At 62.5% G+C, this 19,937-nt stretch carries 20 protein-coding genes; 14 read left to right on the plus strand and 6 right to left on the minus strand.

Features of this window, described 5'->3' with window-relative positions; translation table 11 throughout:
- Nucleotides 1–119 precede the first annotated feature (119 nt).
- Genes Q1A44_RS08410 through Q1A44_RS08430 form a run of 5 tightly spaced genes read left to right on the plus strand, consistent with a single transcriptional unit; the run spans nt 120 to nt 4,174 of the window.
- Nucleotides 120–1,199, plus strand: a complete 1,080-nt coding sequence (locus tag Q1A44_RS08410) for an ABC transporter permease (protein ID WP_299622723.1) — start codon at nt 120–122, stop codon at nt 1,197–1,199.
- Nucleotides 1,200–1,967 carry an ATP-binding cassette domain-containing protein gene (locus Q1A44_RS08415; protein WP_299622726.1) on the plus strand — a complete coding sequence of 256 codons (768 nt, stop codon included), beginning with the start codon at nt 1,200–1,202 and terminating at the stop codon, nt 1,965–1,967.
- 1 nt (nt 1,968) lies between these two features.
- A complete protein-coding gene (locus Q1A44_RS08420; RefSeq protein ID WP_299622730.1) occupies nt 1,969–2,586 on the plus strand; it encodes a nucleoside/nucleotide kinase family protein in 618 nt (205 codons plus the stop codon).
- Nucleotides 2,583–3,500: a carbohydrate kinase gene (locus Q1A44_RS08425; protein ID WP_299622734.1), complete on the plus strand. Its 918-nt coding sequence runs from the start codon at nt 2,583–2,585 to the stop codon at nt 3,498–3,500. The genes Q1A44_RS08420 and Q1A44_RS08425 overlap by 4 nt, the downstream gene beginning before the upstream one ends.
- A 5-nt stretch (nt 3,501–3,505) precedes the next feature.
- Entirely contained in the window at nt 3,506–4,174 is a 669-nt protein-coding gene (locus Q1A44_RS08430; RefSeq protein ID WP_299622738.1) for a D-lyxose/D-mannose family sugar isomerase, read from the plus strand.
- Here the strand turns inward: Q1A44_RS08430 and Q1A44_RS08435 are convergent.
- Nucleotides 4,165–4,977 (minus strand): IclR family transcriptional regulator, encoded by an 813-nt coding sequence (locus Q1A44_RS08435; RefSeq protein ID WP_299622742.1) that lies wholly within the window; start codon nt 4,975–4,977, stop codon nt 4,165–4,167. The two genes, Q1A44_RS08430 and Q1A44_RS08435, sit on opposite strands and share 10 nt — an antisense overlap.
- An 87-nt stretch (nt 4,978–5,064) precedes the next feature.
- Here Q1A44_RS08435 and hpaE point away from each other — a divergent pair, with 87 nt between their 5' ends.
- Nucleotides 5,065–6,576, plus strand: a complete 1,512-nt coding sequence (gene hpaE, locus Q1A44_RS08440) for a 5-carboxymethyl-2-hydroxymuconate semialdehyde dehydrogenase (RefSeq protein WP_299622745.1) — start codon at nt 5,065–5,067, stop codon at nt 6,574–6,576.
- A 177-nt stretch (nt 6,577–6,753) separates the two neighbouring features.
- The gene (locus Q1A44_RS08445) at nt 6,754–8,151 is read left to right on the plus strand and encodes a pyridoxal-dependent decarboxylase (RefSeq protein ID WP_299622750.1); all 1,398 of its coding nucleotides are present in this window, start codon (nt 6,754–6,756) and stop codon (nt 8,149–8,151) included.
- Nucleotides 8,152–8,236: 85 nt separating this feature from the next.
- Here Q1A44_RS08445 and Q1A44_RS08450 read toward each other — a convergent pair whose 3' ends face one another.
- The 4 genes from Q1A44_RS08450 to Q1A44_RS08465 all read right to left on the minus strand — a co-directional run bounded on the left by Q1A44_RS08450 (nt 8,237) and on the right by Q1A44_RS08465 (nt 12,371).
- Nucleotides 8,237–9,151, minus strand: coding sequence for a glucokinase (locus tag Q1A44_RS08450; RefSeq protein ID WP_299622755.1), 915 nt, complete (start codon nt 9,149–9,151; stop codon nt 8,237–8,239).
- Nucleotides 9,152–9,913 (minus strand): ATP-binding cassette domain-containing protein, encoded by a 762-nt coding sequence (locus Q1A44_RS08455; protein ID WP_299622759.1) that lies wholly within the window; start codon nt 9,911–9,913, stop codon nt 9,152–9,154. It abuts the gene before it with no gap.
- A complete protein-coding gene (locus tag Q1A44_RS08460; protein ID WP_299622763.1) occupies nt 9,910–11,232 on the minus strand; it encodes a sugar ABC transporter permease in 1,323 nt (440 codons plus the stop codon). The genes Q1A44_RS08455 and Q1A44_RS08460 overlap by 4 nt, the downstream gene beginning before the upstream one ends.
- Nucleotides 11,233–11,381: 149 nt before the next feature.
- Nucleotides 11,382–12,371 carry a substrate-binding domain-containing protein gene (locus tag Q1A44_RS08465; RefSeq protein ID WP_299622870.1) on the minus strand — a complete coding sequence of 330 codons (990 nt, stop codon included), beginning with the start codon at nt 12,369–12,371 and terminating at the stop codon, nt 11,382–11,384.
- A gap of 219 nt (nt 12,372–12,590) precedes the next feature.
- Here Q1A44_RS08465 and Q1A44_RS08470 point away from each other — a divergent pair, with 219 nt between their 5' ends.
- Genes Q1A44_RS08470 through hisD form a run of 3 tightly spaced genes read left to right on the plus strand, consistent with a single transcriptional unit; the run spans nt 12,591 to nt 16,708 of the window.
- Entirely contained in the window at nt 12,591–13,793 is a 1,203-nt protein-coding gene (locus Q1A44_RS08470) for an ROK family transcriptional regulator (protein ID WP_299622767.1), read from the plus strand.
- Nucleotides 13,786–15,354: a CRTAC1 family protein gene (locus Q1A44_RS08475; RefSeq protein WP_299622771.1), complete on the plus strand. Its 1,569-nt coding sequence runs from the start codon at nt 13,786–13,788 to the stop codon at nt 15,352–15,354. The genes Q1A44_RS08470 and Q1A44_RS08475 overlap by 8 nt, the downstream gene beginning before the upstream one ends.
- A gap of 52 nt (nt 15,355–15,406) precedes the next feature.
- Nucleotides 15,407–16,708, plus strand: coding sequence for a histidinol dehydrogenase (hisD, locus tag Q1A44_RS08480; protein WP_299622774.1), 1,302 nt, complete (start codon nt 15,407–15,409; stop codon nt 16,706–16,708).
- Here the strand turns inward: hisD and Q1A44_RS08485 are convergent.
- On the minus strand, nt 16,698–17,876 hold the full coding sequence (locus Q1A44_RS08485; RefSeq protein ID WP_299622778.1) for an alpha/beta hydrolase: 1,179 nt from the start codon (nt 17,874–17,876) through the stop codon (nt 16,698–16,700). The two genes, hisD and Q1A44_RS08485, sit on opposite strands and share 11 nt — an antisense overlap.
- A 141-nt stretch (nt 17,877–18,017) precedes the next feature.
- On the opposite strand from Q1A44_RS08485, the gene Q1A44_RS08490 reads away from it, so the two are divergent.
- The 4 genes from Q1A44_RS08490 to Q1A44_RS08505 are packed head-to-tail and all read left to right on the plus strand — an operon-like array spanning nt 18,018 to nt 19,929.
- Nucleotides 18,018–18,497: a UPF0262 family protein gene (locus tag Q1A44_RS08490; protein ID WP_299622782.1), complete on the plus strand. Its 480-nt coding sequence runs from the start codon at nt 18,018–18,020 to the stop codon at nt 18,495–18,497.
- Entirely contained in the window at nt 18,498–18,959 is a 462-nt protein-coding gene (locus Q1A44_RS08495) for a low molecular weight phosphatase family protein (RefSeq protein ID WP_299622786.1), read from the plus strand.
- The gene (locus Q1A44_RS08500; RefSeq protein ID WP_299622790.1) at nt 18,956–19,348 is read left to right on the plus strand and encodes a ketosteroid isomerase-related protein; all 393 of its coding nucleotides are present in this window, start codon (nt 18,956–18,958) and stop codon (nt 19,346–19,348) included. The genes Q1A44_RS08495 and Q1A44_RS08500 overlap by 4 nt, the downstream gene beginning before the upstream one ends.
- A complete protein-coding gene (locus tag Q1A44_RS08505; protein WP_299622874.1) occupies nt 19,348–19,929 on the plus strand; it encodes a GNAT family N-acetyltransferase in 582 nt (193 codons plus the stop codon). The genes Q1A44_RS08500 and Q1A44_RS08505 overlap by 1 nt, the downstream gene beginning before the upstream one ends.
- The last annotated feature ends 8 nt before the right edge of the window (nt 19,930–19,937 follow it).

Consider the following 19,937-nt stretch of genomic DNA (forward strand, 5'->3'; position numbering starts at 1 on the left):
ACCACCCAGGCTGAATAAGACAGGGGCGGTGCAAGCCGCCCCTTCACCGTAGACGGAAGATGGCAGGACCGCCTACGCTCAAACACATCTGCCACAGCCATTCAGATCGGGACCCACCCATGTCAGAGACCTCGCCCAAGGGGCAGGATTTCGAATCCTCCCTGACCAAAGCCACCGACAGCGTCGCCGATTTCGACAGTGACCGGCGCAGCTTCGTCAGCAAGGTACAGCATGTGCTGCACGAGAACCCGGCCATGGTGCCGCTCATCGTTCTGGTGCTTTCGCTGCTGGTCTTTGCGGTGCTTGTCGGTTCAAAATTCTTTTCGCCTTTTGCCCTCACCCTGATCCTGCAACAGGTCCAGATCGTGGGCGTGCTGGCCGCCGCCCAAAGCCTGATCATCCTGACCGCTGGCATTGATCTGAGCGTCGGCGCCATTGCGGTCCTCAGTTCGGTGGTGATGGGCCAGTTCACCTTTCGCTATGGCCTGCCCCCCGCTGTTGCCGTCTCTGCCGGTCTGCTGGCGGGCACGCTGATCGGAGCCGCAAGCGGCTGGCTGGTCGCACGGGTCAAACTGCCCCCCTTTATCGTGACGCTGGGTATGTGGCAGATCGTGCTGGCCGCCAACTATATCTATTCGGCCAACGAAACGATCCGGTCCCAGGATATCGAGGCGCAAGCCCCCCTCCTCCAGATCTTTGGCAGCAATGTGAAGTTTGCGGGGGCCACGTTTACCTTTGGCGTGATTTTTATGGTCGGGCTGTTCATCCTTTTGGCCTATGTCCTCAAACACACGGCCTGGGGGCGACACGTTTATGCGGTGGGGGACGACCCCGAGGCCGCAGAGTTGGCGGGTGTCAACGTCAGCCGCACCATCATTTCGGTCTATGCCGTTGTGGGCCTCATCTGTGGCTTTGCGGCCTGGGTGATGATCGGGCGATTTGGCTCCGTTTCTCCTTCGGCCACCACTGGTGTGATCGGCAATATCCAGTCCATTACCGCCGTTGTGATCGGCGGCATCTCCCTCTTTGGCGGTCGCGGCTCGATCATGGGGGCGCTCTTTGGCGCGCTTATCGTGGGCGTGTTTGAACTGGGCCTGCGCATGTACGGGGCCGACCCCCAATGGACGTTCCTGTTGATCGGTGTGCTGATCATCGGCGCAACCACCGTGGATCAATGGATCAGAAAGGCAGCCGCATAGATGGAACCTATTCTCAAAGCCAAGAACCTGGTCAAGCGCTATGGCCGCGTGACCGCACTCGACCACTGCGACTTTGAACTTTATCCCGGTGAAATCCTCGGCGTGATCGGGGACAACGGGGCCGGCAAATCGACCCTGATCAAAGCCGTGTCGGGGGCCGTGATCCCCGACGAGGGCGAGGTGTATCTGGACGGGCAACGGGTGAATTTCACCTCTCCCATCCACGCCCGCGAACATGGGATCGAAACGGTCTATCAGACGCTGGCCATGTCACCGGCCCTGTCGATTGCCGACAATATGTTCATGGGGCGGGAGATCCGCAAACCAGGCTTTCGCGGCAAGGTCTTGCGCCAGCTTGACCGCCCCGCGATGGAGAAGTTCGCCCGCGACAAGCTGTCGGAACTGGGGCTGATGACGATTCAGAACATCAAACAGGCGGTCGAAACCCTGTCTGGTGGGCAACGCCAGGGGGTGGCCGTGGCACGCGCAGCCGCCTTTGGCTCCAAAGTCATCATTCTGGATGAACCGACAGCGGCCCTTGGCGTCAAGGAAAGCCGCCGGGTTCTGGAACTGATCCAGGACGTGAAGTCGCGCGGCATTCCGATCATCCTGATCAGTCACAACATGCCCCACGTCTTCGAAGTGGCCGACCGTATTCACGTGCACCGGCTGGGCAAACGGCTGACTGTGATCGACCCAAAGGAACATTCGATGTCCGACGCGGTGGCCTATATGACGGGTGCTGCGGTGCCTGAGGCGGCGGCCTGAGATGACCCTCGATCAGATCTGTGCGCAGATTCTGGATCGCCCGGCCACACCGCATCGGCGGCTTGTGGCCGTGACTGGCCCGCCCGCCAGCGGCAAGAGCACGCTGGCCACGACCCTCGCCGCACATCTGAATGCGGCGGGCGAACCGGCGACAGTGGTGCCCATGGACGGCTTTCACCTCGATGACCGGCTGTTGGCCGAGGACGGCACTGCCGCCCGCAAGGGCGCGCCACACACCTTTGACACGGGCGGTTTCCTGCGGCTGGTCACGGCCCTGCAATCGCCCGATCCGGTTGTCTTTCCCATCTTTGACCGCAGCCGCGAGATTGCCATTGCCGGTGCGGGGCGCGTGCCCGCAAGCTGCCGCACCGTTCTGGTCGAAGGCAATTACCTGCTGCTGCGAAAGGCCCCTTGGGATGCGCTGCATAACGCATGGGCCTTTTCCATCGCCTTGCACCCGCCCCAGGACGAAATTGTGGCCCGGCTGCGCGCCCGCTGGGCAGACCATGGCAAAGCGGACGCAATGGCTTGGATCGAAAGCAATGATGTGCCAAATGCAGCAACTGTACTGACCGGGTCGATACCGGCTGATGTGACCCTGATGGAGACCCCCTTATGATCCTTTGCGCGGGCGAAGCCCTGATCGACATGATCCCCAATGCCGACGGGGCCTTTGTCCCCCATGTGGGGGGGGCTGTGCTGAACACTTCGGTGGCCCTGGGCCGTTTGGGCGTGCCCACCGGGCTGGTCACGGGCCTGTCTTCTGACCCTTTTGGGCAGCTGATAGAGGCAGCACTTGACGCAAGCCAAGTCAGCACCGCCCATGCTGTGCGCAGCGACCGCAACACCACGCTGGCCTTTGTGCACCTCGAACAGGGCCAGGCGACCTATACCTTCTATGACGACAATACCGCGACGCGGGCGATCAACTCGGCTGACATGCCGACCCTGCCCGACGATACCGAAGCGGTGTTTTTCGGCGGCATCAGCCTGTGCAACCCTCCGGTGGCCGACAGCCTGTTGGATGTGGCGTTGGCGCAATCGGCAAGCCGCGTGGTGATGGCCGACCCCAATATCAGGCCCAGCTTTGTCTCGGACCACGATGGCTACCGGACGCGGCTGACGGCGCTGATGGGCCGGGCCGACATCGTGAAGCTGTCGGATGACGATATCCACTGGGTGATCCCCGGCGATATGGACCTGCACGACAAGGGGCGCGCGGTGCTCGACATGGGCCCCAAGCTGCTCTTGCTCACCGAAGGCAGCAAGGGCGCAACGGCGCTTTGCGCCAACGGCACACGGGTCTTTGTCGCCGCCCAAAAGGCCGAAATGGTCGACACCGTGGGCGCAGGCGACACGTTCAACGCAGGTGCGCTGGCTGCCCTGCGCGCCGCCGGGGCCCTGACCCCCACCGCCCTGGCCACGCTGGACGAGGCGACGCTGACAGATATGCTCGGCCTCGCCGCCCGCGCGGCCGCCGTTACCGTATCGCGCGCCGGAGCCAATCCGCCCTGGGCATCCGAACTGGAGTAACCGCCATGAAACGTTCCCGCGTCAATGACATTCTGGCCGAGGGGGCCGACTTTTTCGCCAAACACGGCTGGTCCCTGCCGCCCTTTGCGCAATGGTCCGCCGAAAAGCTGCAAGGGTCGGACGGGACGTACATACGAGATCGTAGGTTGGGCTGGGACATCACCGATTACGGCCAGGGTCGCTTTGACGAGATGGGGTTGTTCCTGTTTACCATGCGCAATGGCGACATGACCGAGATGGGCCAACAGGGCGCAATGCTGTATGCCGAAAAGCTGATGATTTCGCGCCAGGATCAACTGTCACCGATGCACCGCCATGTGCTCAAGACCGAGGACATCATCAATCGCGGTGGTGCGACTTTGGTGATGGAACTGTTCACCTGCGACGCCGAGGGTCAGATCGACCGCGCGGCGGACGTGCACGTCCTGTCCGACGGCGCGCCCGTGACCCTACCCGCAGGGGGCCACCTGAAACTGCCCGTGGGCGCGTCCGTGACGCTGACCCCGACCACCTGGCACGCGTTCTGGGGCGAGGGAGGCGATTGCCTGATCCACGAGGTGTCTACCGTGAACGATGACCTGACCGATAACATCTTTGCCGAACCCATCGGGCGGTTTTCCGACATCGAAGAAGATGTGGCACCCACGCATCTGTTGGTTTCGGACTACGCTTGATCCGCCATCTTGGTCGAATTACCTTGCGCTGCCCAGATTTTCTGGACCCGGGCGGGAACCACGCCGCCCATCGCCACAGTCATCTTGGGTGCAAAGGCCATCAGATGCCGGGCCAGCCTGTCACGGAAATCCGCACCACCCCGCCCCGTCGGATAGGCGATTGAACAGGTCGCCACCGGCGTGCCGTCTGCATCAAAGACGGGGATCGCCACCGACGACACCCCAAGCCTTAACGTATCGCGATTGTAGGCAAAGCCGTGCGCGGCAATTGTGGCCAGCGTCTCACGTACCGCAACGCCATCCGGGGCCGCGTCTTTGCGGTCCCAGGTGCCCGGATCGGCCAAGGCCGCCGCCACGACTTCCGGCGCGGAGAACGCCAGAAAGGCACGCCCTGACGCCGTGGCCAGAACCGGCGGTCGCTCTGTTGCGTCGAAACTGACCCGTACGGGATGGTTGTGATGTTCTGCGTGACACAGATGGATCAGGTCAAACCCGTGCAACCGGTTCACGTGGACCAATTCGCCCACAACCCGGCTCAGATCGTCGATCAAAGCCCCGACCATCTCGATCTCTGGCACGGTGTGCCGCCGCATGTCCGCCAGCCGCGTGAGCGCGGGGCCCAGCCGATAGGCGCGCGTGTCCGGTGCCTGTTCAAGGTATCCCGCCTGCACCAGCGCCGTCAGGTGTCGGTGCACCGTGGCCTTGTCTCGCCCGCTCAGGCGCATCATCTCTGTCAGGCCCAAACGCGGGTGGTCTGGTGAAAAATGGTCCAGTAGGGCCAAGGCTCTGGCAATTGTTGACATGGGGGCAGGTTGACGAGGTCATCCGAAGCTTGCAATATATTTTTGCGACCATCGGTTCAATTATTGAACCATTGTAACAGGGCCACAATGTCAGATCTGGATCATAACCTGCGCATCCTGCGCCCCTTTCTGGATCGCATCGCCCAAAGCGGTATCCAGAATCATATCGGCGGAGCGCCGCAACCCGCGGCGTCCGGGGCCTGGTTTGACACCCGCGCCCCGTTTGATGACAGCGTGATCGCCCGCGTGGCCCGCAGTGACAGCACCGACATTGATCGCGCGGCCCAAGTGGCCAAGACCGCCTTTCCCGCATGGCGGGACACGCCCGCCACCGAGCGCAAGCGTATCCTGCACGCCATTGCCGACGGGATTGAGGCCCGTGCCGAGGAAATCGCCCTGTGCGAATGCTGGGACACCGGCCAGGCCCTGCGCTATATGTCGAAGGCGGCGCTGCGCGGAGCGGAAAACTTTCGCTTTTTCGCGGACCGCGCAGAAAGTGCGCGGGATGGTCAGACCCTGCCCTCTCCCCGCCTGATGAACATCACCACACGGGTGCCCATCGGCCCGGTGGGCATCATCACGCCCTGGAACACACCCTTCATGCTCTCGACCTGGAAGATCGCACCGGCGCTGGCCGCAGGCTGCACCGTCGTCCACAAACCGGCCGAGTTAAGCCCCTGGACCGCACGCATCCTGATCGAGATTGCCGAGGCCGCAGGCCTGCCCCCCGGCGTCTGGAACCTGGTGAACGGCTATGGCGCAGAGGCGGGCCGCGCCCTGACCGAACACCCCGACATCCGCGCCATCGCCTTTGTGGGCGAAGGGCAGACCGGCGCGGCCATCATGGCACAAGGCGCGCCGACGCTGAAACGGCTCCACTTTGAGCTGGGCGGCAAGAACCCCATCATCGTCTTTGACGATGCGGACCTCGACACCGCACTTGATGCGGTGATGTTCATGGCCTTCTCGCTGAACGGAGAGCGTTGCACCGCCGCCTCGCGGCTTTTGGTACAAGAGAGCATCGCCGATGCGTTCGAGGCGGCGTTGGTCAAACGCACGCAAGCCCTGAAGGTCGGCCATCCGCTTGACCCGCAAACCGAGGTCGGCCCGCTGATCAGCGCGGCGCATCAGGCGAAAGTCATGCAGAGCGTTGAGATCGCCCGAACCGAAGGGGCCACCATCGCCGTCGGTGGCACGTCCGGCACGGGCAAGGGTCACTGGGTCGCGCCCACCGTCTTTACCCAAGCCGCCCCCGACATGACGGTTTCGCAAGCGGAGATTTTCGGGCCCACACTGACCTCCATCCGCTTTGGTACCGAGGACGAGGCCCTCGCAATCGCCAATGATACGCCCTACGGGCTGACTGCTTTTCTGTGGACCGCGAACATCACCCGTGCCATGCGGATGACCGAGGCGCTTGAGGCGGGCATGGTCTGGGTCAACACGGCCAATGTGCGCCACCTGCCCACGCCCTTCGGCGGCATGAAGTCCAGCGGCATCGGGCGCGACGGCGGCGACTGGTCCTTTGATGTCTATATGGAGCAAAAGCATATCGGCCTCGGCACCGCCGACCCGAACATCCCCCGCCTTGGGGTATGACCTTCCTTTGGTCAGAAATATTCCGGGGGAGGCCGCAGGCCGGGGCCAGCGCCCCTTTGTGACCACCAGCCACGGTGGACACTTGCACCTTGCGGGACCAACGGACCCGTTCCGCCCTATACAAAGGGCCGCCGCCACGAAACACTGCGCCAACCTCACGGTGCGGAAAGGACCAAGATGAGCTGGGACGATTTTGCGAAACATGCCAAGGACGCCGCCGATTGGGGGGCTGCCTATCACAAGACCATCCGCGACCGTCCGGTGCGCGCCCAAACCGCCCCCGGAGAGATTGCGGCCCAGCTTGCCGATGGCCCGCCCGAGGACGGCACCGACCTGGGCACCCTCATGCAGGATTTCGAGGATATCGTGATGCCCGGCATCACCCATTGGCAGCACCCCCGCTTTTTCGCCTATTTCAGCTCCAATGCCGCCCCCGCCTCGGTGCTGGCCGAATTCCTCGCCTCGATCATCGCGCCGCAATGCATGCTGTGGCAGACCTCGCCCGCCGCCACGGAAATGGAAACGCGGATGATGGATTGGCTGCGCCAGGGGCTTGGCCTGTCGGCCGTCTTCCAGGGCGTCATTCAGGACAGTGCCTCGTCGGCGACGCTGGCCGCCGTGCTGACGATGCGCGAACGGGCGCTGGCCTGGTCAGGCAATCAGGAGGGCCTTGCGGGTCAGGCGACCTTGCGCATCTACTGTTCGGATCAGGTGCACAGCTCCATCGACCGGGCCATTTGGATTGCGGGGATCGGGCAGGACAACCTGGTCAAAATCCCCACCAAAGGGCCGATGAAGGCGATGGACCCTGACGCCTTGCAAGCGGCCATCACGGCGGACCGGGCGGCAGGGCACCGCCCCGCAGGCATCATTGCGGCGACCGGGGCCACAGGCATGGGGGCCTGCGATGACATGCAAGCCGTGGCCGCGATCGCGAGGGCCGAAGACCTTTATACGCATCTCGATGCGGCCTGGGCCGGGACGGCCATGATCTGCCCCGAGTTCCGCACACTTTGGGACGGGGCCGAGCAGTTCGACAGCATCGTCTTCAACCCGCACAAATGGCTGGGGGCGCAGTTTGACTGCGCCGCCCACTTCCTGCGCGACCCGGATCAGTTACGGCAAACGCTGGCCATTCGGCCCGAATACCTGAAAACCCACGCCCAGGGGGACATCATCGACTATTCGGAATGGTCGGTGCCCTTGGGGCGGCGGTTTCGCGCGCTCAAGCTATGGTTCCTGATGCGCCATTACGGGATGGACGGGCTGCGCACCCGCATCCGCAACCATGTGAAATGGAGTGTCGCACTCTGCGAAAGGCTGCGGGCCGTGCCGGGGTTCGAGATTGTCACCGATCCGATCCTGTCGCTCTGGACATTCAAACAGGTCGGCGCGTCAGACGATCAGACTCAGATGCTGGTGGATGCGATCAATGATGATGGGCGGATTTACCTGACACAAACGCTTGTCGATGGGGTCAAGGTGATCCGGTTTACCGCCGGTCAGTTCGATTGCGAGGAACGGGATTTCGACACCGCCTTCGACACGATCACCGAGATTGCCGCGCGCGCATAGCGTGACACCGTAAGGCATAGACCTTGGTGCGCGATGACGACGGCGGATCACGGGTCGCCCCATGAGGATGGTCGGGGTGTAGCGCTTAGATATGTACCGAAAGATAGCGGGCGCAGCCATGCAGCGCCGAGGCGTCATCGGTCAGCAAATACATCGGCATACGCGCCATCCGCCCGTGAAAGCTGTCGTCATTCTGCAAGGGCGCCAGCACCAGATCGGTCGTCTCGGGCGTCAGAAGGGTACGCGCCAGGCTGCCGTTAAAGTAAATCCCGCCCTCGGGCAGATAAAGGTACGCGACCTCACGCACCAGCGCACCCAAAGCTCGCGCCATGATGGCTTGCGTCTCGGCTCCGCCTGTTGCGTCTGCCACTTCCTCGGGTTTGCAAACGTGGCCCGTGCGAGCCTGATGCAGCCGCGCAAGGCCACTGCCCGATAACAGGTGCTCCACCGTGTCAAAACCGCTCATATCAGACACTTCGTGCCGGATGATCGAGGCCACAGGTTGCGGCAGGGCTGCATGGCCCATTTCCGCAGCAAAGACTACGCCCGACGGCCCATGCGCCACACTGACGTTAAAGCCGGTGCCCAGGCCAATGACCACCGATTGCGGTTCATCCTCTGCCGCCGTGCCGCTGAGAAAGCGCAGGGACGCCTCGGGCAGAACGGCAATGGCGTGGCCCAAGGCTTCCAGATCGTTGAGCAGATGAACCGCGTCCAACGACAGCGCGCCCGCCAACTCATCCGCATCGAAATGCCAGTCCCGGTTGGTCAACCGACCCCAACCCTTGCCCACAGGCCCCGCAATCGCCACGGCGGCGGACGACACCAGCGGCTGATCGGCAAGATAGATCCGGGCCAGTTCGGCAAAGCTGCCATGATCGTCATTGCGAAAACGGCGCCAGGTCTCGACCTGAACGCCGTTTGTATCCGCCAGGGCAAGGCGGCAATTGGTGCCGCCCACATCTGCCACAAGGTGCAGCTTTGCCGCCTCGTCCTGCATTTACGCCTCGCCCGGTTGCTTGCCTAAAATGATCATCCCAAGCAGGTCATCGTCGGTTACGTCATCAACGTCAACCGTGCCGACCAATTTGCCGTTCTTCATGACCGACGCGCGATCACACAGCTCCATCACATCGTGGATGTCATGGCTGATCAAAAAGATGCCGATCCCTTCGGCCTTGAGCTGGGTGATCAGCTCCGACACCATCTGGGTCTCGTGGGGGCCAAGAGCGGCGGTGGGTTCGTCCATGATCAGGATGCGCGCGTTGAAATAGACGGCGCGCGCAATGGCCACGGATTGGCGTTGACCGCCCGACAGGGCCGACACGGGGTCTTTGAACTTCTGAAAGTTCGGATTGAGACGCGCCATGATCTTGCGCGTCTCGGCCTCCATCGCATCGTCATTGACGAAACCGATGGGCGACACCAATTCGCGCCCCAAAAACAGGTTCGACGCCGCATCGAGGTTATCGGCCAGCGCAAGGGTCTGGTAAATTGTCTCGATGTTGTACGAGCGCGCGTCGCGAGGATTGTTGATGGTGGCCTTTTCGCCATCCACGTAAATCTCGCCCTCGTCCATGGCATAAGCGCCCGACAGGATCTTGATCAGGGTCGATTTGCCAGCCCCGTTATGGCCCAAAAGGCCCACAACTTCGCCCGGATAAAGGTCGACAGACACGTGGTCGACGGCATGCACCCCACCAAAGGAAATGCAGATGTCGCGCATGTCGACAAGGGGTGTTCCAGTACGATCAATGCTCATTTCGAGGACCTCCGATACAGGTTATCCAGATAAACGGCCAGAACCAGAACCGAACCAACGACGATCTGTTGAATGGCGGCATCAAAGCCGATCAGAACCATGCCGGTCTGCAAGGATTGCATGACCACGGCACCCAGGATGGCCCCATAGATCGTGCCAACCCCACCGGCCAGCGACGTGCCGCCGATAACGGCAGCGGCGATGACATAAAGCTCGTCCAGGGTGCCCAGCGCGTTGGTGGCCGACCCCAGACGGGCCGAGGCGACAGCCGCCGAAAGACCCGCAAGAAAGCCCATGAGGGCAAAGATCTTGACCGTCATCCACTTGGTGTTGATACCCGCGAGGGCCGCCGCCTCCGGGTTGCCCCCAATGGCATAGACATAGCGGCCAAAGCGGGTGCGCGACATGATGAGCGTCATAATGATGCCCACGGCCAGCAGGATGAGAACCGGGATGGCAAAGCCATAGCTGATGAACAGGCCCTCCGGCGGAATCTCGATCCCTTCGGCGGCGGCATAGCGACGGACAATACCGCGCGGCCAGTAATAGGCGTTGACGAGCAGTACCGCCCCGATCATGGCCGCAGAACCCGCCACCGCGATGAACCAATCGGCCCAGAGGGGGCGCAGGGCAAAGCCGTGGGTGACACGCTGGCGACGGCCCATCACGACGGAGGCCAGAACAGCCGCCACACCGATCAGACCCACAACCCACGACCCCGTGGCCCCGATGGCACCCTCGGCGGTGCCGCCCAGAAGGCGAAAGGTGCTGTCCACGGGCGAGATCGTCTCGCCCCGCGCCACAAGGAACCCCGCACCGCGCCAGGCAAGCAGGCCACCCAGGGTCACGATAAAGGCAGGGATGGAAAGGTAGGCAATCAGATAACCGTGAAAGGCCCCGATCAATGTCCCGGTGATCAGGCCGACGAAGACGGTAATGATCCAGATGGCCCAATGCTCAAGACCCAGCAACTGGGGCAAAAGCCACACCTGGGTCACGCCCATGATAATGGCGCAAAAGCCCAGGACGGACCCAACGGACAGGTCAATATGGCGGGTCACGATGACCAGGACCATGCCGCAGGCCATGATGCCGATGGAAGAAGTCTGAACACTCAGGTTCCACAGGTTGCGGGGGGTCAGGAAGGCCCCAAAGCCATTGACCAAAGCGCCATACATATGAAAGCCGACCCAGATCAGGGCCAGCGCCCCCAACATGCCCAATAGGCGGGTATCAAGCTCGGTCGCCTGAATGAAACGGGCCACGGGGCCTTTGGCGGCGGGGGCGGCAGGACCGCCCGATTGAGATGTATCTGTCATCACGAAATCCCGGATATAGGGCGACCGGGCACCTCAAGACGAGTCTTGGGCAAGCGGACGCGCACAGGTGATGTAAGAAAAAAGTCGAATGGCACCGGCGACGCCCAGGAACATTGGGGCCGCCGGTGCAACAGGGCCTCAGCCCTTACTTAGCAGCCGTCAACACCGGCAACGGCACCGGCACACACTTTGTCTTTGGCGATGTGGCCAGCGTCGATCACGGCGCTGATGTTGGCTTGGGTCACGGGCGTTGGGTCAAGGAAGATGGCGTTCATCTCGACACCGTTCTCACCACCGGACCACTGCACGGCACCGTCGATGTCAGCCAAAGCTGTGCCGCCGGCCAGAGCCACGGCAATCTCGGCAGCTTTGGAACCGAGGTCCAGGGCGTTCTTCCAGACCGACACGGTCTGCTCGCCACGGGCAACACGGTTCAGAGCGGCATGGTCGCCGTCTTGACCACCAACAGGCACAGCCAGACCCTGAGCTTGCAGAGCGGCGATTGCGCCACCGGCCATGCCGTCGTTCTGGGCCAGAACCGCGTCAACGTCGTTGTTGGCGGCGGTCAGGATCTGCTCCATGTTGCGCTGCGCGTTGTCAGGCTTCCAACCATCGGTGAAGGCTTCGCCAACGATGTTGATGTCGCCGGACGCCACGGCGTCACCGATCACTTCCATCATGCCTTCCAGCAGGAAACCGGCATTCGGGTCACCCTTGTCACCCTTGATGATGGCAAAGTTGCCTGTGGGCTGGGCAGCTGTCACGGCTTGCGCGATGATGCGGCCAACACCCTTGTTGTCAAAGGTCAGATAAAAGGTCCGGTTGTCTTCGATCAGACGGTCATAACCAACCACCGGAATACCTTCGTTTTCGGCCTGATCCACGGCGGGGCCAATGGCGTCCTTGTCCATCGCCAGGATGATCAGGGCATCGGCACCCTGGGCAATCAGCGATTCAACGTCTGTCAGCTGCTTGGCAGCAGAGGCTTGCGCGTCGGACGAGATATAGGTTGCGCCCAGTTCTTCCAGCTTGGCCTTGATGGCCGCTTCGTCTGTTTTCCAGCGCTCTTCCTGAAAGTTGGACCAGCTCACGCCAACGGTCAGGTCCTGAGCCTGGGCCACCATCGGCGAAGTCATCATCGTGGCAGCCGCAAGGGCGCCAAGTAGCGTGCGTCGTTTCATCAAAAGTGTCCTCCCAAAGACTACTGCCCGCCGTGTTAGATTTTGGCGGGTTCCTCATTGTTAGCTGTTTTAATTTGAAAAGCAAATTAAATTGGACAGCTTCTTGAAAAAGAGCCATCATGCCCAAAGGAGCGCCCCGGCGACAGCAGGGGCGGGAGGAGAAAAGAGAGTAATATCATGGCGTTCGGTCACCAAAAGGTCGAAAGCAGGCGGCTGTTGTTGCGCGAGATCGCGAGCCACGGGCCCCTGCCCCGCATTGATTTGGCCGAACGCACAGGCATCAGCCGGGCGACCGTCACCTCTGTGACGGCCGATCTTTTGCGCGGCGGGTTGATCGCCGAAGTACCCCGCGAATCACATCCCGACGGCAGCGCACGGGGCCGCCCGCGCGTCGATCTCAAGATCGCCGGAGGGGCGCATTTGGTGGCGGGGCTGAAGGTGTCGGATGCCTCGATCTCGCTGGTTTTGATCGACTTTGAGGGGGCCCATCTGGCCGATCACGAACGCCCCATGGTGCGGGGCCGTCAACCGGCGGCTGACCTCGCCGCCGAGATACTGGCGGGATTAAAGGCGCTTGTGGCCGAAGCAGGCCGTGACCTGTCCGACATCTCGGGCGTGGGCGTGGGCATTTCAGGCGTGGTCGATGCCGATCACGGGCTGGTTTACTGGTCGCCCTCGCTTGATCAGCGCAACATGCCTTTGGGCACGCTCTTGTCCCAGCATTTGGGCATTCCGGCCTTTGTGGACAATGACGCCAACCTTGTGGCCATGGCCGAGTTGACGTTCGGGCTGGGCAAGGACCATTCCGATTTCATCGTTATCACCATCGAAAGCGGTGTGGGCATGGGCATGGTGCTGGGTGGCCAGATCTATCGCGGCACGCGCGGTTGTGGCGCGGAATTTGGCCACACCAAGGTACATTTCGAGGGCGCGCTGTGCCGCTGCGGCCAACGCGGCTGTCTTGAGGCCTATGTGGCCGATTACGCCCTGGTCCGCGAGGCCACCAGCGTGGGCGGGGTGGGGGCGACCTCGTCGACCTCGCAAGCGGTCACAACGATCCTCACCGCGGCCCGGGCGGGCGATGCCACCGCCAAGACCGTGGTGGACCGGGCGGGGCGAATGTTTTCCATGGGGCTTGCCAATCTGGTCAACATCTTTGACCCCGAACTGATCATTCTGGCCGGCGAGCAGATGGAATTTGACCACCTTTATGCCGACGCGGTGATCGAAGAGATGCGCAAATCCATTGTCGAGATCGACAAGCCCGCCCCGGAGGTTGTCGTGCACAAGTGGAACAACCTGATGTGGGCACGGGGTGCTGCGGCCTATGCGCTGGAATTCGTGCAGGATCGCGCGGTGGAGGCGTTGGAAGATGTATAAGGGGCCCGGATTTTGTGAAAAACCCGACGCGGCGCGTGGGCAGCGCGCTGTTGGGCACCTCACGGCCACTGTTGCCGCTCTTCTGGCGACCGTCGGGCAGGCCGATACACCGATGGAACCGCGTTTTGCCCCGGTTCCCGTCTCGCATCACGTCTACGATGGCGGGTGGGAGCATTTCGTTGGTGGCGGCCTTGCGGTGTTGGATTGCGATGGTGACACCCGCCCCGATCTGGTGGCGGCAGGGGGCAGCAACCCGCCCATCCTGCTCCGCAATACCTCGGACGTCGGCCGCCCAATCACCTTTGTCGACGCCACGCCCCCTGCCCTCGACCTGACCGCCACCACCGGTGCCTACCCCTTTGATGCCAATAATGACGGCCATCTCGACTTGATGATCCTGCGCGTCGGCCCTGATGTGCTCTTGAACGGGAAGGGCGATTGCACCTTTGCCCCCGCCCCGCTGGACACCGGCGATCACTGGTCCACCGCCTTTTCCGCCACCTGGGAGGCAGGCCAGTCAGAGCCGACATTCGCCATCGGCCACTATGTCGACCGCGCCGATCCCGAAGGCCCGTTCGAGGCCTGCGACACCAACAGCCTTTGGCGGCCCACGCCAATGGGCCATGCGGAAACCGTACTGGAACCCGGGCATTGCGCCCTGTCGATCCTGTTCACCGACTGGGCCCGCAACGGCCGCCCCGACCTGCGCATGTCTAACGACCGGCACTATTACATCCGCGACGGGCAGGAACAACTGTGGGCGATGGAAGCCACCCCGCGCCTTTACACCCAAGACGACGGCTGGGCCCGCCATACCCTGTGGGGCATGGGCATCGCCACCCGCGATCTGGACCGCGACGGGCGGGACGAGGTGTACCTCAGCTCCATGGGCGATCAGCGCCTGATGGAACAGCAAGGCGACGGCCCGGCCTACAAGGACGTGCCGTTCGCACGCGGCACCGCTGCCCAACGCCCGTATATCGGCGACGATGGCCGCCCCTCGACCGGCTGGCACATCGCCTTTGGCGACGTGCAGAACGACGGGCGCGATGATGCCTTCATCGCCAAGGGCAATGTGCAGCAAATGCCCGGCAACGCCATGGAAGACCCCAACAACCTGCTGATCGGGATGGCCGATGGCAGCTTTGCGGAACGGGGCGACGTGGCGGGCGTCGCCTCTATGCACCGCAGCCGGGGCGCGGCCCTGGTGGACCTGAATGGCGACGGTTTGCTTGATCTGGCGGTGGTGAACAGGCGGGCCCCGCTCGAAGTCTGGCAAAACGTCACGGCGAACCCCGGCACCTGGCTCAGCGTCGCGCTGACCCAACCCCGGACCAACACCCAGGCCGTCGGCGCCTGGATCGAGGTGGATGACGGCACCGCCATTCAGGCCCGCGAAGTAACGGTGGGCGGCGGGCACGCAGGCGGCGTCGCCGGGCCACAGCATTTCGGGCTGGGCACGGCCCAAACCATCAAACTGCGCATTCGCTGGCCCCATGGCGACTGGACCGACTGGCAAACCGTCCCCACGAACCAAAACCTATCCCTCACCCGACCTTGAGGACCCCGGCCCGCCCCGCTATGTCCCAGCGGGACACATAAAGGATGGGCCGATGCCTCAGTTTCTGGACTACAGCGACGCGGATTTTGACGCGCGGTTCGACGCGCTCTTGAATGCCAAGCGCGAGGACAGCCCTGACGTGGACGCCACCGTGGCCGGGATCATCGCCGATGTGCGACAACGCGGCGACGCCGCCGTCATTGAACTTACCGAAAAATTCGACCGGATCAGCGTGACACCCGACACGCTGCGGATCACGGGCCAAGACGTCGATACCGCCATCGCCCAAGTCTCGCCCGAAGACCGCGCAGCGCTGGAACTGGCCGCCGACCGGATCGCCGCCTATCACGCACGGCAAATGCCCGAGGACGCGGAATGGACGGACGGTGCAGGCGCGACGCTCGGCTGGCGGTGGACGCCTGTTTCGGCGGCAGGGCTCTATGTGCCGGGTGGGCTGGCAAGCTATCCATCCTCCGTCCTGATGAACGCGATCCCGGCCAAGGTCGCGGGGGTCAGCCGGCTCGCCATCACCGTGCCGACACCAGACGGCGTGCTGAACCCGCTGGTCCTGCTGGCCGCGAAACTCGCCGGCGTGGACGAGATTTACCGGATCGGCGGCGCACAGGCGGTGGCGGCGCTGGCTTATGGCACCGAAACAATTGCGCCCGTGGACAAGATCACCGGCCCCGGCAACGCTTTTGTCGCCGCCGCGAAACGGCGGGTGTTCGGCAAGGTCGGCATCGACATGATTGCAGGCCCGTCAGAGATTCTGGTGATCGCGGACGCGGACAATGACCCCGACTGGATCGCCCTCGACCTGCTCAGTCAGGCCGAGCATGACGAAAGCGCGCAATCTCTGTTGATCACAACCGATGCAAATTTCGGCCAGCAAGTGGCCAAAGCTGTCGAAAAACGGCTCGAAACCCTGCAACGGCGTGCCATTGCCGGGGCCAGTTGGCGGGACTATGGCGCCGTGATCACGGTGCCCGATTTCGACACCGCCGCCGCACTGTCGGACAGGATCGCCCCCGAACACCTCGAACTCTGTGTCGCCGATCCCAAGGGGCTCTCCCAAAAAATCACTCATGCAGGTGCGATATTTCTGGGCCAATGGACGCCCGAGGCCATCGGCGACTATATCGGCGGGCCAAACCACGTCCTGCCCACCGCCCGGTCTGCCCGGTTCTCATCCGGCCTTTCGGTCATGGATTTCGTCAAACGGACCACATTGGCGCAAATGACACCCGAAGCCCTGCGCGCCATCGGCCCCGGCGCAGAACGGCTGGCGGCGTCCGAAAGCCTAGAGGCACACGGGCTGTCGGTGACGGCCCGCTTGCGCAAGCTTAACGACTAGGGTCAGTCGGCGGGGCCAGATGAGGCAGCTGCTCCAACGGTTCCACCAGCATCAACATTGCCTTTTCACAGCGGAAATAGGCCATATGCATCTGCTGATAGGCAAAGGCAGAGCGCTTGGGCATCGGCGGCACAATCGTGTCTGGGAACTTGGCATCGTAAAGCGCCTTGGTCCGCTTGGGCCCGTCATATTTGCGCGGCACGGGCCGGGGGCTGGCCATCACATCCTTGGCAAAGACCACGTCGACCCATGTGTTCAACGGCGTTTGCGCGTCATACAACTTGGCAATCTCCAACTCGACCAGCGCCTCCTGCTGAACCAAAAGGCCCATGGCCGACCCCCAGGTGTGCAACACCGTCTTGGGCAAGGTTGACCCGTATTCGGCCAGCGCATCCACGGCAATGGCCCCGCCCAGCGAATGGGCGACCACATGCACCTCATCATAATTCTGCCCCTCGCCATTCACGTGATCCAGCATGTTGAGAACGCGCAGCCGGGCCTTGGCCCGCAGGCCCACATCATCGTCACTGGTGGGATCATCGCGCAGGTAAGCTTTGACAAAACTGGATATGTTCGCCATCCCCTCCAGCTTGCCCAGACCAATAAGGCCGATCAGAAACAGGATCAGAGGCAAGTCGCTGAAGGACCCCGCCCAATCCAGGGTCGCACGGGTCCAGGCATAGTCGTTCAGCACGTCCTGCAAGACTGTGGGCACACCGGATTCGGTCGATCCAATGGCCTGGATCAGCACACTGATCACGCTGGTATACCACAACAGCAACATCAGCGCCGCGATGATCATGGCCACAACGGTACGGGTGGGCATCTCGCCCCGACCAATGGATTTGACCAGACCACCGCCCGCCCAATACCAGATCAAGAGCAGACCGCGCTTGAACCGCTGCCAGGGGCTTTCCTGGCTCCAGTCGGGCACAAGGTCGCCCCAATAGGCCTCATAGACATCCAGGGTCGCAGCATAATCGGATTGACGATCCTGCACCTCGACGGTCACGCGGTTGGCCCCGTTTTCGGTCACCCCGTCAGACACAGAGGTCTTGTAACCATCGGTATAGTGCACAATCGACGACACCAAATGATCGCGAACGGCCAGCTGCTCGCGCCTCTCAAAACCGGGAACAAAAACAATCGCGCGCTTAATCTTGGTCATGGACAAAAACCTTCTCTGAATAGGAGCACCGTACTGCTTGAGGTTGGATTTGCAATAAAGCACAGTGAAGGACGTGGCATTGCCCAGGGTGCCGACCTGCGATACCCAGTTTTAAATTGATTGCCTGAAAGTGCCGGACCCATGACCCGCATCACCAATATCACGCTCGACGACGCGAACCTGCCCCCGCCCACGCCCGAGATCGAGCAAGAGCGCAAGGTCGCCGTCTTTGACCTGCTCGAAGACAACGTCTTTGTCCTGCCCGAGCGCGATGGGCGCGCGGTACCTGCGGGGCCTTATCATGTGGGCTTGTCGATCCGGGAAAAGCGGCTGGTGTTCAACGTCCAGACCGAAGGCGCCGAACCGGCGGCCGAGTTCCACTTGTCGCTGGGCCCGTTTCGCCAGGTGGTCAAAGACTACTTCCAGATCTGCGAAAGCTATTTCGACGCGGTCAAGAAACTGCCCCCCTCCCAAATCGAAACCATCGACATGGCCCGGCGCGGCATCCACAACGAAGGCAGCCGGGTGCTCCAGGAACGGCTGGAGGGCAAGGTCGAGGTCGATACCGACACCGCCCGGAGGCTCTTTACCCTGATCTGTGTCCTGCATTTCGGCGGATAAATGACCCAACCCCTGCCCCAGTCCGTGCTGTTTTGCTGTGACCACAACGCAGTGCGCTCGCCCATGGCCGAGGGGCTGATGAAAAAGTTCTACGGTACAGGGACTTACGTCCAATCGGTGGGCGTGACCAACGACATGGAAATTGATGGGTTTTCCATCGCCGTCTGTCAGGAAATGGGGGTCGAGCTCAGCCGCCACCGCTCGAGGAGCTTTGACGAGATGGAGGATTGGGGCGACGATCTCAGCTCGTTCGATCTGGTCATCGCGCTGTCGCCGGCCAGCCAGCGGCGGGCGCTGGAACTGACACGATATTACCACCTCGACGTGGAATACTGGCCGATCCTTGACCCCACGGGACTGGGCGAAACCCGAGAGGCCAAGCTTGAAAGCTACCGCGCCGCCCGCGACCAGATCATCAACCGCCTCACCAACCGCTGGGGCGACGCAACCGGAGGGTCATGATGGAGATCATCAACCGCTATTTCGACGCCTTCAACGCAGGCGACGTGCCGGGCATGCTCGATTGTCTGACGGCAGATGTGGCTCACCACGTGAACGAAGGACAGGTGCGCACAGGCATCGACGCCTTCGACGCCTTTTGCACCCATATGAATGCCTGCTACGCCGAGAACCTGACGGATATGGTGGTGCTGGCCAGCGACGATGGCACACGGGCGGCTGCCGAATACACCGTGAACGGCACCTATCTGGCGACGGATACCGGCCTGCCCGAAGCGCGGGGGCAACGCTACTGCCTGCCCGCCGGGTCGTTCTTTACCCTGCGGGACGGCAAAATCGCCCGAGTGACCACCTATTATAACCTCGCCGACTGGCTGCGGCAGGTCGCGTGATCCGCCTTGAAAACCTGACGGGCGCCGATCTCAGCGACGCCATCGAAGACATCGCGCGGCTGCGCATCGCTGTGTTCCGGGATTGGCCATACCTCTATGACGGCGATCTGGAGTATGAACGGCGCTATCTGCAAAGCTATGAACTCAGCGACGCGGCCATCGTGATCGGAGTCTATGACGGGGATTGGCTGGTGGGGGCCTCTACAGGTGCGCCTCTGGCCGACCACGCAGGCGACTTCCAAGAGGCGTTCGAGAGCTCGGGGATCGACCTGAAAACCACCTATTATTGCGGCGAAAGCGTTCTGTTGCCACGCTACAGGGGGCGCGGGATCGGGCAGGAGTTCTTTGACCGGCGCGAGGCCTATGCCCGCGGTCTGGGATATCGCAACATCTGCTTTTGCGCGGTGATCCGACCGCCAGACCACCCACTGCGGCCCTCGCAATACCGCCCGCTCGAAGGGTTCTGGGAAGGGCGCGGCTACGCCCGGCTGCCCGGCGTCGTGGCGCATTTCAGCTGGAAAGATGTGGATCAGGCTGGCGAAACGGTCAAACCGCTGCAATTCTGGCTGCGGAGCCTCTAGGCACCCGT

It is taken from the genome of uncultured Tateyamaria sp. (assembly GCF_947503705.1).
Taxonomy (GTDB): domain Bacteria; phylum Pseudomonadota; class Alphaproteobacteria; order Rhodobacterales; family Rhodobacteraceae; genus Tateyamaria.